This window comes from Enterococcus sp. AZ062 (assembly GCF_051715065.1).
Classification (GTDB): domain Bacteria; phylum Bacillota; class Bacilli; order Lactobacillales; family Enterococcaceae; genus Enterococcus_B; species Enterococcus_B mundtii.
In genome coordinates this window covers 666,705-682,148 of sequence record NZ_JBIOTB010000001.1, presented here as the reverse complement: position 1 = coordinate 682,148, position 15,444 = coordinate 666,705, and the positions used below count along the sequence as shown (strand labels likewise).

The 15,444-nt window shown below is 38.1% G+C and carries 15 protein-coding genes; 4 read left to right on the top strand and 11 right to left on the bottom strand.

Annotation, left to right across the window (positions count from 1 at the left end; all coding sequences use genetic code 11):
- Nucleotides 1-337: 337 nt before the first annotated feature.
- Nucleotides 338-1,171 carry a manganese catalase family protein gene (locus tag IGJ00_RS03180; RefSeq protein WP_438844117.1) on the top strand — a complete coding sequence of 278 codons (834 nt, stop codon included), beginning with the start codon at nucleotides 338-340 and terminating at the stop codon, nucleotides 1,169-1,171.
- A gap of 45 nt (nucleotides 1,172-1,216) precedes the next feature.
- On the opposite strand, the gene IGJ00_RS03175 is transcribed toward IGJ00_RS03180, so the two are convergent.
- The 3 genes from IGJ00_RS03175 to IGJ00_RS03165 form a co-directional block, all read right to left on the bottom strand.
- Entirely contained in the window at nucleotides 1,217-1,423 is a 207-nt protein-coding gene (locus IGJ00_RS03175; RefSeq protein WP_023519183.1) for a hypothetical protein, read from the bottom strand.
- A 191-nt stretch (nucleotides 1,424-1,614) separates the two neighbouring features.
- A complete protein-coding gene (locus IGJ00_RS03170) occupies nucleotides 1,615-2,070 on the bottom strand; it encodes an arginine repressor (RefSeq protein ID WP_010736209.1) in 456 nt (151 codons plus the stop codon).
- A gap of 57 nt (nucleotides 2,071-2,127) precedes the next feature.
- A complete protein-coding gene (locus IGJ00_RS03165; RefSeq protein ID WP_019724161.1) occupies nucleotides 2,128-2,778 on the bottom strand; it encodes a GyrI-like domain-containing protein in 651 nt (216 codons plus the stop codon).
- A gap of 209 nt (nucleotides 2,779-2,987) precedes the next feature.
- Here IGJ00_RS03165 and IGJ00_RS03160 point away from each other — a divergent pair, with 209 nt between their 5' ends.
- Nucleotides 2,988-4,370: an MFS transporter gene (locus IGJ00_RS03160; RefSeq protein ID WP_169058963.1), complete on the top strand. Its 1,383-nt coding sequence runs from the start codon at nucleotides 2,988-2,990 to the stop codon at nucleotides 4,368-4,370.
- A 174-nt stretch (nucleotides 4,371-4,544) separates the two neighbouring features.
- A complete protein-coding gene (locus IGJ00_RS03155; RefSeq protein ID WP_104776622.1) occupies nucleotides 4,545-5,651 on the top strand; it encodes an NAD(P)/FAD-dependent oxidoreductase in 1,107 nt (368 codons plus the stop codon).
- A gap of 65 nt (nucleotides 5,652-5,716) precedes the next feature.
- On the opposite strand, the gene IGJ00_RS03150 is transcribed toward IGJ00_RS03155, so the two are convergent.
- From IGJ00_RS03150 to IGJ00_RS03125, 6 genes are all read right to left on the bottom strand, one after another.
- Nucleotides 5,717-6,325, bottom strand: coding sequence for a LysM peptidoglycan-binding domain-containing protein (locus IGJ00_RS03150; RefSeq protein WP_023519180.1), 609 nt, complete (start codon nucleotides 6,323-6,325; stop codon nucleotides 5,717-5,719).
- Nucleotides 6,326-6,702: 377 nt separating this feature from the next.
- Nucleotides 6,703-7,869, bottom strand: a complete 1,167-nt coding sequence (gene queG, locus IGJ00_RS03145) for a tRNA epoxyqueuosine(34) reductase QueG (protein WP_104776621.1) — start codon at nucleotides 7,867-7,869, stop codon at nucleotides 6,703-6,705.
- A 15-nt stretch (nucleotides 7,870-7,884) separates the two neighbouring features.
- Nucleotides 7,885-8,631 (bottom strand): hypothetical protein, encoded by a 747-nt coding sequence (locus IGJ00_RS03140; protein ID WP_010736215.1) that lies wholly within the window; start codon nucleotides 8,629-8,631, stop codon nucleotides 7,885-7,887.
- 273 nt (nucleotides 8,632-8,904) lie between these two features.
- Nucleotides 8,905-9,840: a metal ABC transporter substrate-binding protein gene (locus IGJ00_RS03135; protein WP_065095716.1), complete on the bottom strand. Its 936-nt coding sequence runs from the start codon at nucleotides 9,838-9,840 to the stop codon at nucleotides 8,905-8,907.
- A 31-nt stretch (nucleotides 9,841-9,871) separates the two neighbouring features.
- Complete coding sequence (locus IGJ00_RS03130) at nucleotides 9,872-10,729, bottom strand: metal ABC transporter permease (protein WP_019723140.1); 858 nt, start codon at nucleotides 10,727-10,729, stop codon at nucleotides 9,872-9,874.
- Nucleotides 10,726-11,472, bottom strand: a complete 747-nt coding sequence (locus IGJ00_RS03125; protein ID WP_104776620.1) for a metal ABC transporter ATP-binding protein — start codon at nucleotides 11,470-11,472, stop codon at nucleotides 10,726-10,728. The genes IGJ00_RS03130 and IGJ00_RS03125 overlap by 4 nt, the downstream gene beginning before the upstream one ends.
- Before the next feature lie 241 nt (nucleotides 11,473-11,713).
- Between IGJ00_RS03125 and IGJ00_RS03120 the strand changes: the two genes are divergently transcribed.
- Nucleotides 11,714-13,084: an amino acid permease gene (locus IGJ00_RS03120; protein WP_065095714.1), complete on the top strand. Its 1,371-nt coding sequence runs from the start codon at nucleotides 11,714-11,716 to the stop codon at nucleotides 13,082-13,084.
- Between the two features lie 337 nt (nucleotides 13,085-13,421).
- On the opposite strand, the gene IGJ00_RS03115 is transcribed toward IGJ00_RS03120, so the two are convergent.
- Both IGJ00_RS03115 and IGJ00_RS03110 read right to left on the bottom strand, forming a co-directional pair.
- Nucleotides 13,422-14,780 (bottom strand): HAMP domain-containing sensor histidine kinase, encoded by a 1,359-nt coding sequence (locus IGJ00_RS03115; RefSeq protein WP_438844116.1) that lies wholly within the window; start codon nucleotides 14,778-14,780, stop codon nucleotides 13,422-13,424.
- A complete protein-coding gene (locus IGJ00_RS03110) occupies nucleotides 14,777-15,433 on the bottom strand; it encodes a response regulator transcription factor (RefSeq protein ID WP_065095712.1) in 657 nt (218 codons plus the stop codon). The genes IGJ00_RS03115 and IGJ00_RS03110 overlap by 4 nt, the downstream gene beginning before the upstream one ends.
- Between the last annotated feature and the right edge of the window lie 11 nt (nucleotides 15,434-15,444).

The following is a 15,444-nucleotide window of genomic DNA, read 5'->3' as shown; positions in this document are numbered from 1 at the left end:
TTATCAAGGTCGTGACAAAAGCGTTTTGATCTAAGCAGTATGATGTACTTAAAAACAATCGTTCTTTGATGTGACCAGCTCTTCTTTCTCGTTACTTACTTTCTGTTAACAAAAATGAGAATATAATTGGAAATTATCAATAGTTATCATTTATAAACAAAAATATTTCATTGAGCTATTCCTAATATTTTCTTTTAACGAAGTCATTCTCACAGAATAAAACATTGATAAATCAACGTTTATAAAACAACTCTAATATCTAGAGCGTTTTCTTTGAATTTTTTTCCATTACATATAACAATAGTAATGTATTAAAAAATGATTAGGAGGAGATTTGATGTTTAGACACCAAAAAGAATTACAGTTTGAGGCAAAACCAGATCGTCCGAATCCATTAATCGCAAAATATTTACAAGAATTGATTGGCGGACAGTATGGTGAAATGAGTGTAGCGATGCAATATCTTTTCCAAGGTTGGAGCTGTCGTGGAGAAGAAAAATATAAAGATATGCTGATGGACATTGCAACAGAAGAACTTGGACACGTTGAAATGTTAGCGACAATGGTTGCTCGCTTACTTGAAGATGCACCTGTTGAAGATCAAGAAGAAGCAATGAAAAAAGACCCAACGATTGGTGCGATCATTTCCGGCATGAATCCTCAACACGCTATTGTAGCTGGCTTAGGACCTCGTCCTGCGGATAGCGTTGGTAATCCTTGGAGTGGTGGTTATATTGTTGCTAGTGGAAATTTACTTGCTGATTTTCGTGCAAACTTAAACGCAGAATCTCAAGGAAGACTACAAGTGGCACGTATTTACGAAATGATCGATGATCGTGGCGTAAAAGACCTACTATCAGTTTTATTGGCTAGAGACAGTTATCATCAAAACCTTTGGACAGCAGCTGTCAAAGAATTAGAAGAAACAGAAGGCGGTATTCTTGTTCCTACGACTTTCCCAAGAGAAGAAGAACGTAAAGATATTGCTTATGATTTCTATAACTTTTCAGAAGGTGACGAAAGTAGCGAAGGTTCTTGGGCAAAAGGTAAAGCTCTAGATGGTGAAGGGGAATATCAATGGTTGGAAGAACCTAAGATCGAAGGCAAAGCACCTAAATTAAAACCGGTAACACCTAAAATGTACGGTACCCCTCCCAAAAAAAATAAATGAAAATTGAAAACTGATGCCCAAAATTAATGGGCATCAGTTTTTTTATTACTCTATCAACAATATTCCGTCTTCGACGATCTTACCAAAAAATAGGAAAATACTACTGGTGAACAACAAGGTCATGTTCACACCAAAATAAATCGCAATTTTTTCTAGGTAATTTTTGATCTCTTTTATTTTAATATACATAAATGCCAAAAAATTGACGCCGTAAACTAAAATCGTCAGAAAAATGATCATGTTTGTCATCACTGGACTGCTCGCCCCTCTTTCACCTGTATACTTGTTCAAATTGATTGGAGCTTTAGAATGATCCAGATTGTAAAGACACCCTTCCAATCATTACGTACCATTCTTGCAAGTCCAGTATCCATGGAATTTAGTACGATTTACACAACGTCAATATGTTTAGCGCTTCCATTGATCATTATACTAAACGTGAGCTATTCTCTCATTTGCTCTAATTTTTCAGCGAAAGCCTGGGCTTCTTCTTCTGTGCGACAAATAATAATGAACGTATCAACGCCGGCAATCGTCGCAGCCACTTCTGGATAATCCACTTCATCTAACCAGTTTGTTACCACATCCGCACCATCTTTTTCGGTTAAGACAACGATCATGAATTGAATCCGTTGAATTCGTAATACTTCTCGTTTTACCGCACTTCGCAAGCGATCTTCCATCAAAGAATCTGCTTGTTGATTGAATAACGCATAGCGTATTTGTTTATTCTCATCTTGGATTTTCACAAGTTTCAACTCACGTATATCTCGTGAGATCGTTGCTTGCGTTGCATTGACCCCATTCATCTGCAAATGATTCAATAATTCCTCTTGCGTACCGATGGCATGCTCAGTAATCAATTGGCGAATCAATGATTGTCGTTGATTTTTTTTCATACAAAAAACACCTCTTCGTATCTATTATAGCAAAAAAACAGGGAATCTTTCTCTCTTTTAGTTGATGTCTGACACTTCGACTGATTTGTCTTGTTCAACGGTTACTCGCAAAATCGTCTTTAATTTTTCTGGTGCCGTCCTTCTCGGATCGCTCATATAGATTTCTTTATGCTCTTTTGAAGTTCGGCGATAGCCTTTTTCCTTGAGAAATAAAGCCAACTTTTCAAATGTTTCTGGTTCATCGTCGTAGGAACCAATGTGTAAGATCTGTGCCACAAGGCCTTCTTCAATCGTCTTAAAAACGAGCTGACTCGCTAGGTCTTCTGGAATTTTGGTTTTGGCTCGTACTAACGCTTCTGCAGCAACTTGAGGAGTCACAAAATCCGGTTGCTTGATCATCAACTGATAAGAAAAATGCTCTTTTAACATCACTGGCTCATTCAAAAATTTTTCTTGCAGTCCCCACTGACCTTCTAAAGGATACACAGTATAGGGGGAGTAATCAGGGATCAGCCAATCATTTTTAGGTGCCATTCGGATCGTATAGCTAACAGCATACAAACTACCTACACGACGCTTAAATTCTTCTCCATTTGGATCACCTATTCCGTTGATACAAAAAAAATTTTGAGCAGGGAGTGTGATCAATTGCGGTTTCTTTGACATACGATAACTAGGGTCGGTTTTTCTCCATTCGATTTTTTCCATAGGCCCTCCTTGTTTTCTTCTTCACTACTATCATAACTCTTTTACATTGGATTGGCTAATCTGGTTGACACTATTTTTAGACTTGTGCTAGAATAAGCCGAACGATAAATCGTACAGATAACACGCCTAGCGTGTCGAGAGAGAGGCGGTTTCTATTTTCGAATAGAAATCTCTCTCTTTTTTTACGAAATAATTTAGAGGTGAAAAACATGCAAAAACAAAAACAACTACAATTAATTCCTGCTGTACTTGCCACAGGGATCATGTCATTTGCAGGTGTTTTGATCGAAACCGCAATGAACGTGACCTTCCCAACGCTGATTCAGGAATTTCAAATCAGTACCTCCCAAGTACAATGGGTAACAACCATTTACTTATTAATGATTGCGATCATTGTGCCACTTTCAACTTATCTGACAAAAAACTTTAGCTTGCGAACTCTTTTCTTGAGTTCCAATTTACTATTTATTGCTGGTTTATTGGTCGATTACTTTTCCCCTACCTTCTTGTTACTGCTTTTAGGACGGGTACTCCAAGGTGCTGCGACAGGGATAGCCTTGCCATTGATGTTTCACATCATCTTGACTTTTGCTCCTATGGGAAAAAGAGGAACGATGATGGGTCTTGGTACTTTAACAACCGCCATTGCACCAGCGATTGGTCCTACGTATGGTGGGATCTTAACTGCTAATTTCTCATGGAGTCATATTTTTCTCTTTCTATTACCAGTGTTACTCCTTTCACTTGGGATTGGCTTATACGCGATTCCTAAATTTAAGGTGGAAAAATCTGGCCGCTTAGATTTACTCAGCGTCCTTGGTATTAGTCTGATGTTCAGTGGAAGCTTAACTTTTCTAAGCATGTTCAGAGACTGGATTGGCTGGGCATCCTTAGTCATCGCCATTTTAGGATTCATCCTTTTCTATCAACGAACAAAAAAAGCCGATCATCCTTTGATCCGACTTGAAATTTTTAAAAACCATACGTTCCGCTTATTCTTATTTAGCTTTTTAGTTTATCAATTTTTATTACTTGGTGTTTCTTTTGTCCTACCGAACTTTGTCCAAATCGTCCAAGGGAACAATGCCTTTGTCGCAGGTTTAGCTATGCTTCCAGGTGCAACGATTGGTGCCCTGTTATCTCCTTTTTCAGGAAAGCTACTCGACCAACATGGACCTAAAAAACCAATTTTCATCGGTCTCTTGTTTTCACTTGTTGGCTGGACTACCCTTGTCCTGATCTTAGGTCATGCATCATTAGGTTTTTTGATTGCCTGTCATTTCTTCTACATGATCGGTATTGGTTTGTCTTATAGCAATATGATGACTACTGGAATGAATGCTTTATCGATGGAATTACAAGGTGATGGCAACGCCGTATTCAATACGTTGCAACAATTTTCTGGAGCTGTCGCTACTACGTTGGTGGCTGTGATCATCAACTTTTTCCAAGATCATCGTTCAGATAGTTATGAAGCAGCAACAACGTTAGGATCAAAAGTTGCTTTAAGTGTCCTACTTGGCTTGTTGATCATTAGTTTAATCCTATTTATCCGCTATATGGTGCAAAAACCTAAGCAAATACAAAATTAATAGATAAGGAGGTGTGAGAGAATGAAGCTCACTCCTCCTTTTTTTGTCTCTAACTTTATCAATAATCAGTTTTCACCATACAATCGTTCGGATGAAATAGAAAAAAATCCTTGGATAAAATATTGTATCTCTAATGATTCTATGAGATGGTAGATAAGTAAAGGAGGTTTTTCTATGGAAAAAATTGCTATTATCGGTGGTGGCATCATCGGTATGACATTAGCCAACTATTTAGACACCTCTAAATTTGAGGTGACCTTATTTGATGCAAAAGAAGGACAAGCCACTCGCGCTAGTGCAGGCATCATCTCGCCTTGGCTTTCAAAAAGACGAAATAAACAGTGGTATCAGTTAGCAAAAGATGGTGCGGCTTTTTTCCCAAAACTAATCCAGGATCTATCACTTGATGATTCCATCTATAAACAATCCGGCACACTGATTTTTCGCCAAAAAGAAGCTTTGGAAGATCTTGCTGCACTTGCCGAACAACGAAAGAAAGACGCACCAGAGATCGGTGAGATTTCGCTGCTGAGCGCTGAAGAAACGACAAGGACTCTCCCATTGCTAAAACCATCACCTGCTTTATTTGTGACTGGAGGGGGGCGTTTAGACGGTCATGCCTATCTATCTCACCTTGCCACACGCTTGGAGAAACAAATGGTCAAAGTAATCTCTGAACGTGTCCAGTTACGCAAAGAAACCGCACACTGGGTCATCTCTGGTACTTTTGGACAACTTGACTTTGACCGAGTCATTCTAGCGCCTGGCCCTTCATTAAAGCCGTTACTGGAGCAGATTGGCTTTCATGCTGATATTCGTCCACAAAAAGGACAGCTGATCGTTTTTCAAACACCTTATGCGAACAGACAAGAATGGCCTGTTGCCATGTTAGAAGGGGAAGCCGATTTTATCCCATTCAACGATGGGACTATACTAGTTGGCGCCACCCATGAAAATGATGCGGGTTGGGATTTGGTTCCTACCGAATCTGCTTATCAGCAATTGATAAAAAGTACAGTGCCATTTTTAGCTGAACCCGATCAGCTTGCTACATGGAAACACACCATGCGAGTAGGCACACGGGCGTACACCTCCGATTTTGCGCCGTTCTTTGCACCTGTTCCAGATGAACCAAGCTTGATCGCCGCAAGTGGCTTAGGCTCCTCTGGTTTGACTACTGGCCCTTATATCGGCTATTTGATTGCAGAGTATCTCAACACAGGCATTTGGCAAGGCGACCATTATCAAAAACCGATTGATACGTACCTTTCAAGATTATAAAAGAAGTAAAAAAAAGAGGCCTACTTGCGTAGCCCTCTTTTTTGGATTTATGATTGATGGTTATCTTAGTACCAACCGTTTGCTAACCAGAATGCTTTTGCAGCATCCCATGAACCATAGCGTCCAGCAACGTATTCTTCTACAACACGTTCTTGGTTCGCTGGTGAGTAGTCACCGTTCAAATATGCTGAATCTAATTGGTAACGTCCGATGTAACGGCCGTTTGTTGCAGTGTAAGAACCACCTGATTCTTTTTGTGCAATCCATTCTTTCGCAGAGTTGCTGTTTGTTGTTACAGTAGTTGTAGCTGGTGCTACTTCAACTGTTTCAACAGGCGCAACGTATGTATATTCTTGCGCTGGTGTTTCTGTTACTACAGGAGTTTCTACTTTTTCAGTTGTTGGTGCTACTTCTGTTGTTTTTACTGATGAAGCGTCAGTTGGAATTGTTAATTCTTCACCAACGAAAATGCGGTTGATATCGTCAATCGAATTTTGCTCTGCAATAGCTTTGATCAGTGAATTGTCACCTGCAAATTTTTGTGAGATTTTAGATAATGAATCTCCAGCTTTTACTGTATAGACTTCATCTGCATGAGCAGTAGTCCCTACAAACATTGCAGTTGCTCCAGCGGCAACAGTTGTCCCCAAAACGATCTTTTTAATTGAATTCATAGTAAGCTCCTTTTTTTCTCTTTGATTTGTTTCAACGTCACTAACTTTATCATCTAGAAATATTTCATAGGTGAAAGAATTATGACATTTAATGACAAAATCGTCACATTTTTAATATTTGTAATATTTGATTTTCCGAAAAACTAGGACTAAAGTCGCAGAAGCTTTATAAATCAACGTTGGAATCGTTTTTCAATCCTTTCACAGAAACTTTAAAAAAACTTACATTCTGTAATATTTAGAATAAATTTTTTTCAATTTATTGTATTTTTCTGCGAAATTCTTCTCATTTTTCCAAAAATTGATGCAATAAACACAAAAAAACCAGTAATTGTTACAACAATTACTGGGAAAAATGACGTATTTGAGTAAAAAAGTCATTTTTTAGGACTTTTTTTCTTTTGTAACAATTGGATTGCTTGGTCCATTTCATGGATTGCTTCTTCGTCTGTTTCTTTTTCCAGTGCGCAACTTAATACTTCTTGCCATTTTTCAGGATCTTTGATTCCTAACTTACCGATTGCCCACGCTGCTGTCCCGCGAATCACTGGACGGACATCACTTAGACACTCTTCAATATGAGGTAAAGCGGCACGTTCTCCTAAATTGGCTAAAGCAATCAGCGCATTTCGTTGAAGAGGTTTCCTTCCACGCCATGAGCCAGCCAAATGACCGTATTGCTGTTTAAATTCTTTATTAGAGATCGTTAACATGGGCGTGAGTTTCGGATAGACTTCGTCTACTTTTGGTTCCATTTCTGGATGAAAGTGAAAATCTTTCCCTCTATTATAAGGACAAACCAACTGACAGATATCACAACCATAAATGACGTTGCTCATTTTCTTTCGATACTCCTCTGGCATCATGCCTTTTGTCTGCGTTTGATAAGACAAACAGCGTTTAGCATTCATTCGCCCATCACCTAAAAGTGCATCCGTTGGGCAAGCCGTCACACAACGCGTACATTCGCCACACCCAAAGACACCAGGAGTATCTGGTTCTAGGTCGATATTGGTCACGATCTCGCCTAAATAGACAAACGAGCCAAATTCCTCTGTGATCAATAATCCGTTTCGACCGATAAACCCTAATCCAGCACGTTGCGCCACAGCTACGTCGATCAACTCACCTGTATCTACTTGCGGCGCCAAGCGCCATTCTTCTTCCTTTTGCCAATGTGTCGCTCGTGACTCAATAAATGAAATCAATTGTTGCAGACGATCCCGTAAGACATCATGATAATCGATGCCCCAAGAAGCACGAGCAAACTGTCCACGCTTTTCATCTCTAGGCATCTTTTCATGGATTTTTGTCGGATACGCTAAAGCAATTGCAATAATTGATTTCGGTCGATCAAACGTCATTTCCGGATATAAACGTTCATCGATATTAGGGTGTTCAAATCCAGAAGTATGTCCAGCAGCTTTTTGTTCTACCAACGATTCTTTCAAATGATCAAATGGCTCTGCTGTAGTAAACCCGATTTTATCAATCCCGATTCGCTTACTTTCTTGAATGATTTCTTCCTTTAATGTTAGTGCCATCATTACCACCCTCGATCAGACACGACTATATAATCCGTAATATAATCGTTCTTTTTTCAATTGAACGAATTGGATCTGTTGATCTGGAATTTTTCTTTCTTCCATCCAACGATTTCTAGCAGCAAATACTTCCCAGAAATTCACAGATACCCATTTTCGACGTTGGTCTAATGCATTGAAAAAGTTCAACGAAACAGGTTTTGTGTGGAGTAGTTCATGTAAACGGAGTTGTTCTCTTGCTGAGAACTCAGATAGATCCCGTGAATAAACAACATCTTCGTATAGATTTTTTTGTTGCCCATAAGTGAACGTTTGTGGAATTTCTCCTGGACGAGCAATTTCTACTAAACGATTATAATACGTATTCATTAGTTTGCTATTTGCAATAAATGCACTCTTGAAAAATGCAGATTGGATTTTTGGAATCACACCCTCTGTCCCTATCAAAGAAAACAATGCGGGCCATGCTTGAACCTTTAGTTCGTTCTTTTGTTTGACTAATACGCCAGGAGTAAACCCGACGGATGAAAGAAAGACAAAGTAGCCAATACCTGTTTCTTCATCTAATGGCTGAAAATCATCAAATAACCATTTCCCAGGGTATTCCTCTGTTTCCAATTCTTCTGGGCTTGCTATGAACGCTTTCGCCATTTCTGCTTCAAGAAATAGGAGATCTTGATCTTTCTCCTTATTTTCTAGTTGGTTAATTTTTTTTGTTATTTCTTTTGCAATCAATTGTTTGTCTTTGCTAGTAAAATTCATAGCTTCACCTTCCTTTCCTCTCTTTTAACTATAACGGAATTTCACTAAAATTGGTATCTTTAAAACAATAAACGAACGAATTTTTATTTGTATAAATTGCGGAAGCATTAGCCCTCACGTCTCCAAAACTGAGCAAACGGAAGGAATAGAAGGACTCTCTTCAAAAACAAAGCGCCATCCACAAAAATTTAAAGAACAATTTCCGTGGATGACGCCTTTTTTATCGAGGCTACACACTTTTGCCTCTTTTTAAATTATTAGATCGATTAGTGATTATTTCTTTTCTTGAGATAGACCATCGTGGATCGTTTCGATGTTCCATTTCATCATTCCATAATAAGAATCACCAGTTTCTCCTTCTTTTGCAATGGAATCAGTGAATAGCTCATCATAGATTTCAAGGCCTGTTTCACTTGCGACACGTTCCATACTTCTCGGATCAACACTTGTTTCCACAAATAAGACTGGAACATCTGAAGCACGAACTTGGCTGATGATCGATTGCATTTGTTCAGGTGTACCTTGGCTTTCTGTGTTGATTTCCCAAATATACCCTGCTGGTAGATCGTATGCTTGTGAGAAGTATCTAAAAGCTCCTTCACTTGTTACTAATAGTTTTTTATTGTCTGGGATCGATCCAAAACTCTCTTTCGCTTGTTTATCTAATTCTTTCAATTTTTCGATATATGCATCTGCATTTTCTTCATATTGCGTAGCATGGTCTGGGTCTTTTTCAGCAAAGATGCGTGCGATTTCTTGTACATATTTGATTCCGTTTGAAAGATCCAACCACGCATGTGGATCTGCTTCTGTCTCTGATTCTCCACCGGTCAAATAAAGTGGTTCAACTTCTTTACTTACTGCAAAATAGTCTTCATCTTCTTTTTTATTTGCCGTATCCATCAAGTTTTCAAACCAAGCATCCCCTGTTTCCAAGTTTAACCCATTGTATAAGATAACATCAGCATCACTTGCTTTTTTGATATCTTCTGGTAATACCTCGTATTCATGTGGGTCAGTTCCAACAGGGACGATACTATGCACATCAACATGTTCTTTTCCAACTTCTTTTGCCATATCGGCGATGATCGAATTTGTTGCTACGACGGTCAGGTTTTCTTCTTTCTCTTCTGCTGCGGAACTGCCACAACCTGCAAAAATAAATAAGACAGCTCCCATTAACCATAAGATATTCAGTTTATTTTTCATGTACATACTCCATTTCTATTCGTTAGATTTTTTACGACTCGGCATTTTTTTTCGTTTTGTTTCTTGAAAAAACAATCCCTTTAGTCGGTGAAAATAAAAAGGCCAACGTAAAGAATACTGCACTGGTCAACACGATGGTCGCCCCAGAAGGCCAATTATAACTATAACTATAAAACACACCGATGATCGCACTTAACACGCCGACTGTTGCCGAAATAAAAATCATTTTTGCCAATCGATCGGTCAATAGGTATGCAGTTGCTGCTGGTGTGATCAACATCGAGATGACCAAAATCGTTCCTACTGTCTGTAAACTCACAACGGCAACCAGTGTTAAGAAGAACATCAACAAATAGTGAACAAGTGTCGTATTCAACCCATAAGCTTTTGCCATCATTGGATCAAAAGAAGTGATTTTCAGTTCTTTATAAAAAATAAATACAAACAATAAGACGATCCCACTCACTATGGCAGTCATCAACATATCACTTTCTCTAACTGCTAAAACATTTCCAAATAAGATATGGTACAGATTAGTTGCACTTTGCGCAAAAGAAATCAAGATGACACCTAATGCAAAGAACGAACTAAAAACGATCCCAATAGCTGTATCATTTTTCAAACGGCTACGCTGTGTGACAAATCCGATGATGCCAGCTGTCAACATCCCAAATGCAGTGGCTCCTAGAATGTAACTAAAACCAAACATATACGAAATCGCGACTCCAGGCAGTACCGCGTGAGAAATCGCATCCCCCATCAAAGACATCCCTCTCAAAATAATAAAAGAGCCAATCACCCCTGAAGCCAATCCAACTAACATAGATGTAATCAATGCATATTGCAGAAATTGATAATCCATTAACCCCTCAATAAACGATTGAATCATTTTTCCATTACCCCTTTAACTAATTGCCCAATGATCTCCCCATAAGCCAACTGTAGATTTTCTGAAGTAAATACTTCGTCAACTGATCCAGCTGCAATCAATTCTTTATTCAATAAAATTACTTCATCAAAATAGGCTTCGACTTTGTGCAGATCATGATGGACGATCACAATAGTTTTCCCTTCATTTTTCAGTTCATCCAAAATAGCAAAGATTTTTCTTTCACTGACCGCATCGATCCCAACAAAGGGTTCATCTAAAAAAATCCATTCTGCGCCTTGAGCCAAAGCTCTAGCAATAAATATCCGCTGTAATTGTCCTCCAGATAATTCACTGATTTGTCGATTTTCATATTCTGTCATATCCACTTTCGCTAAGGCTTGTTTTGCTCGTTCCTTTTCTTTTTTTCCAGGACGTTGCCCTAAGCGCAAGGATGGATAGGTTCCTAACAAAACTACCCCTAATACATCGATCGGAAAAGAAAGATCCAGCTCACTACGCTGTTCGACATAGGCAATTTTTTTGCGAATCGTTTTTATGGAGCGACCGTCGAAAGTGATTTCTCCGGAAATTTTAGGAACTAATTCTAATAAAGCTTTCATAAAAGTAGATTTCCCAGCGCCATTCGGTCCAATGATCCCTGTAAATTTTTGTGCTTGGATAACTGTTGATACATGATTTAATACTGTCTTTCCTTGATAAGCAACCGTCAAATCTTTAACGGATATTTCATTTTTAGACACCTCTTACCACTCCTTTTCGGTGTACCTAACTTTTTATTCAAACTTAGTTTAACTAATATCAAAATCTTTTACAAGTGTTATAGCTAATTTTTTTGATTTTTTAGATTTTTCTCGCAATTTTTGAAAATTTTCTGTAAAATCACAAACAAGAGCTATAAAGTAATGGTTGTTATTTTGTTTACTAGTTATAGAATAAACTTATTTTTTACTTTATCACTCAACTTAAAAAAGGAGTTTTTGTATGGAAGAAGAAAAATTAACTCGTAGTCTCAGTGCACGTCATATTCAAATGATTGCGCTAGGAGGAACGATCGGTGTCGGTCTGTTCATGGGTGCTTCATCCACCATCCGTTGGACAGGACCTTCTGTAATGGTTGCTTATGCTGTAGCAGGCTTCTTTTTGTACCTGATCATGCGTGCCTTGGGCGAGATGTTGTATCTAGATCCCTCCACCGGTTCTTTCGCTAATTATGCAAGTGAATACATCCATCCCGTCGCAGGTTATTTGACGGCTTGGAGCAATATTTTTCAGTTTATCGTGGTCGGTATCAGTGAAGTCATTGCTGTAGGGGAATATATGAACTATTGGTGGCCAGACTTGCCCCAGATCATTCCAGGAATCGTTGTGATCCTTTTCTTGATGTTCGCCAATCTTGTTTCTGTCAAAGCATTCGGTGAATTAGAATTTTGGTTTTCTACTATTAAAGTAGTGACAATTATTTTGATGATCATCGCCGGTTTAGGCATCATTTTATTTGGATTCGGTAACCAAGGAGAAGCAATCGGGATTTCAAACTTATGGAAAAATGGTGGTTTCTTTACTGGTGGCGTGAAAGGATTCTTTTTTGCTCTATCGATCGTCGTTGCCTCTTACCAAGGAATCGAGTTGATCGGGATGACTGCTGGTGAAGCGAAAGATCCCCAAAAAACGATTGTAGACGCTGTCCAATCAACGATCGGGCGGATCTTGATTTTTTATATTGGGGCGATCTTCATTATTGTCAGCATCTATCCTTGGAATCAATTGAGCGAACTAGGATCACCGTTTGTTCAAACTTTTTCTAAAATCGGGATCACGTTTGCTGCTGGTTTGATCAATTTTGTTGTCATCACAGCTGCGTTATCTGGTTGTAATTCCGGTATTTTCAGCGCCAGTCGCATGGTCTACACATTAGCCATCAACGGCAAAATGTCTAAAAAGTTTTTGAAACTTACACGTCATGGAGTACCATTTTACCCAGTAGTAGCCATCTCATTTGGTATTTTGATTGGGTTGATTTTGAATTATTTGTTGCCCTTCGTCTACTCCCAATCACAGGATTTATTTGTTTTTGTCTATAGTTCCAGTATCTTACCAGGGATGGTACCTTGGATCGTTATTTTGATCAGTCAAATCAAATTCAGAAAAAAACATCCGATAGAAATGCTTGAACATCCATTTAAAATGCCCTTATCCCCATATACCAATTACTTGTCATTGGCCTTTTTGGCAGTGGTATTAATCTTTATGTTCATCAATCCCGAAACAAGAATCTCATTGATGATTGGTTTGATTTTCTTGATCTATATGACGGGTTACTATTTTGTACGCGAAAGAAAAATCAAGGAATAGTAGAAGAAACTATACAAAAAGAAGTCAGGACTGCGCGAACGTAGTCCTGACTTCTTTTAATCTATCACAACCTGATTGCACAACTGCTACTTACCAGGGACTAAATTTTCTACAAGAGTTTCTAGTACGTTGTGAGTTTTTTGATCATTTTGTTCTTACTATTTAGTGGTATGGTATAGTGTGGTTTTGTACATTCCAGTTGAGTGTGTAAAAATAAAAAATCAAAGTCCCTGGCAAATAGCAGTTGTGCAATTTAGCTATTAGCTTCGCTACCATCACAAAAATATCCAATAAATCTTGTGGCGACAGACCGTTTATCCTTTAGCGATACCATCGATCAATTTAGGCTTCTTCCACTAAAAATGACAGAAAAGCACATTCTGGAATTAGCAATTGACTTGAATGAATACTCCCAGCCATATTTTTCAAAAAGTTGTTGTACGATAAACAATCCTAAACCAGAACCTCCAGTATCTCGACTTCTGCTAAAATCCGGTCGATAAAAAGGTTGGAAAATCTTACTTAATTCCTCCTCCGTAAGTATCTGATTCACTTCATTTTCAATCACTAATTGTTTACCATCAAAAAACAGACTGATTTCTCCCTCATGCTTCGTATATTTGAAGGCATTACTTAGTAGGTTATCTAAAATTTTATCAATATCATTTTTATTACCGATGATTTTCTCCCCTTTTAGATTGACGACTAGTTTTTTCTGTTCTGCTTCAGCAAGTATCCGGAAAGAAGTCAATTTATGTTCGATCATTTCTTTGATTGAGACTTCTTCATAGACCACATCATCTGAAGGCAAATTGTTTCTTGAGGCAAAGAGGATATTATTGATCATTTCTGTTTGTTCTTGCAAAATATTTTTACAAACTTCTAAATATCGCTCTCTGTCTTTAAATTTTCCGACATTATAGATCATGCCATCAATCAGCCCCATCAATGAAGCAACAGGTGTTTTCAATTCATGAGAAGCGATTTGCATAAACTCTGACTTTGCTTGTTCCAATTCTTTCGTTTTAGCTACTTCAAGCTCTAACACTTCAATTGTTTGGATCAAAGAAACATAGAGATGGTTGATATCTTGCGCTAAAAGTGAGATTTCATCCGTACCTTTGACATCACAACGAATATCCGCATCTAATTCGATCATTTTTTCTGTTACTTTGGATATCTCTTTGATTTTTTTTGTCGAATAAATACTATAGTAGTAAGCGCCGATCCCCCCAATGATTAGTGAGACGATGATGATAAATGGATATAAATGAAGTAACACTTGACTTGCTTCTGCGACTGGTTGCATCGAGTATATGCCAAATAAATAATAAGTGTTACCTTGTTTGTCAGTAATCTCTTGAAAAATTCTCTTTTCATCAGATAAAAGACTGATGCCTGAATAGTCAAGATTCCCGTCAAAGAAAGGACCAAGAACTAGGCCATTATTATCCAACAGCATGATATCAAGATTTTGTTCTCTTTCAAGCCAGTATTGATCAACAGCGTTTTGCATTGTAGCTAAATCTTTGTTCTCTATACTCTTTGCCACTTGATTGAATTCCTTGTTTATTTCGTTCAGCTTCATTCGTTCATAGTAGACTGGCATCGTAAAATATAAGACAATCAACGAAAGAATCGAAACTAGAAAAATGATGATCCCAGAAAACAGAAAATTTTTCAGCATGATACTCATGGGGTGTCCTCAAGCTGGTAGCCTCTATTTTTGATCGTTTTTATTGATAAAAGTGGCATTTTCTTTCGGATATTTTTTATATGATTATCTAATATTCGATTTTCCAAATGATATTCATACGACCAAACTTGATACACTAATTGTTCTCGCGTGATGATTTTCCCTTTGTTTCTTATTAGAATCACTAAAATATCATACTCTTTTCTTGTTAAATGGATTTCTTCCTCTTGGTATTTTACAAGACCACCATCGAGATCAATGGCGTACTCCCCGATAGTGATGTGGGGATTTCCTTGATTCATCCGAAACACATTTTCGATCCGTTTGATCAAAATAAGTGGGGAAAAAGGTTTGACGACATAGTCACTGATCAAATGGGAAAAACTGAGCAACTGCGTATATTCATCATCCAAGGCAGTCAGCATGATGATCGGCACATCCGACGTTTCCCGAATTTTCTTTAAAACATCCGTCCCCCTTATCCCAGGCAACATAATGTCTAATAGGATCAAGTCAAATGTTTCTTCAGCAAAAGCTTCCAATGCCTGTTCGCCACTTCTTACCGAATAAACTTCATACTTGCGTTCTTTTAAAAATTCCGTCACGATCTGATTGATCATATATTCATCTTCGACAACTAAAATTCTTTCCATATCACTCTCTC

Coding starts and splice junctions, on each gene's coding strand:
- IGJ00_RS03180 (WP_438844117.1), top strand. CDS start 338: ATGTTTAGACACCAAAAAGAATTACAGTTTGAGGCAAAACCAGATCGT.
- IGJ00_RS03170 (WP_010736209.1), bottom strand. CDS start 2,070: ATGAAAAAAAATCAACGACAATCATTGATTCGCCAATTGATTACTGAG.
- IGJ00_RS03165 (WP_019724161.1), bottom strand. CDS start 2,778: ATGGAAAAAATCGAATGGAGAAAAACCGACCCTAGTTATCGTATGTCA.
- IGJ00_RS03160 (WP_169058963.1), top strand. CDS start 2,988: ATGCAAAAACAAAAACAACTACAATTAATTCCTGCTGTACTTGCCACA.
- IGJ00_RS03155 (WP_104776622.1), top strand. CDS start 4,545: ATGGAAAAAATTGCTATTATCGGTGGTGGCATCATCGGTATGACATTA.
- IGJ00_RS03150 (WP_023519180.1), bottom strand. CDS start 6,325: ATGAATTCAATTAAAAAGATCGTTTTGGGGACAACTGTTGCCGCTGGA.
- queG (WP_104776621.1), bottom strand. CDS start 7,869: ATGGCACTAACATTAAAGGAAGAAATCATTCAAGAAAGTAAGCGAATC.
- IGJ00_RS03140 (WP_010736215.1), bottom strand. CDS start 8,631: ATGAATTTTACTAGCAAAGACAAACAATTGATTGCAAAAGAAATAACA.
- IGJ00_RS03135 (WP_065095716.1), bottom strand. CDS start 9,840: ATGAAAAATAAACTGAATATCTTATGGTTAATGGGAGCTGTCTTATTT.
- IGJ00_RS03130 (WP_019723140.1), bottom strand. CDS start 10,729: ATGATTCAATCGTTTATTGAGGGGTTAATGGATTATCAATTTCTGCAA.
- IGJ00_RS03120 (WP_065095714.1), top strand. CDS start 11,714: ATGGAAGAAGAAAAATTAACTCGTAGTCTCAGTGCACGTCATATTCAA.
- IGJ00_RS03115 (WP_438844116.1), bottom strand. CDS start 14,780: ATGAGTATCATGCTGAAAAATTTTCTGTTTTCTGGGATCATCATTTTT.
- IGJ00_RS03110 (WP_065095712.1), bottom strand. CDS start 15,433: ATGGAAAGAATTTTAGTTGTCGAAGATGAATATATGATCAATCAGATC.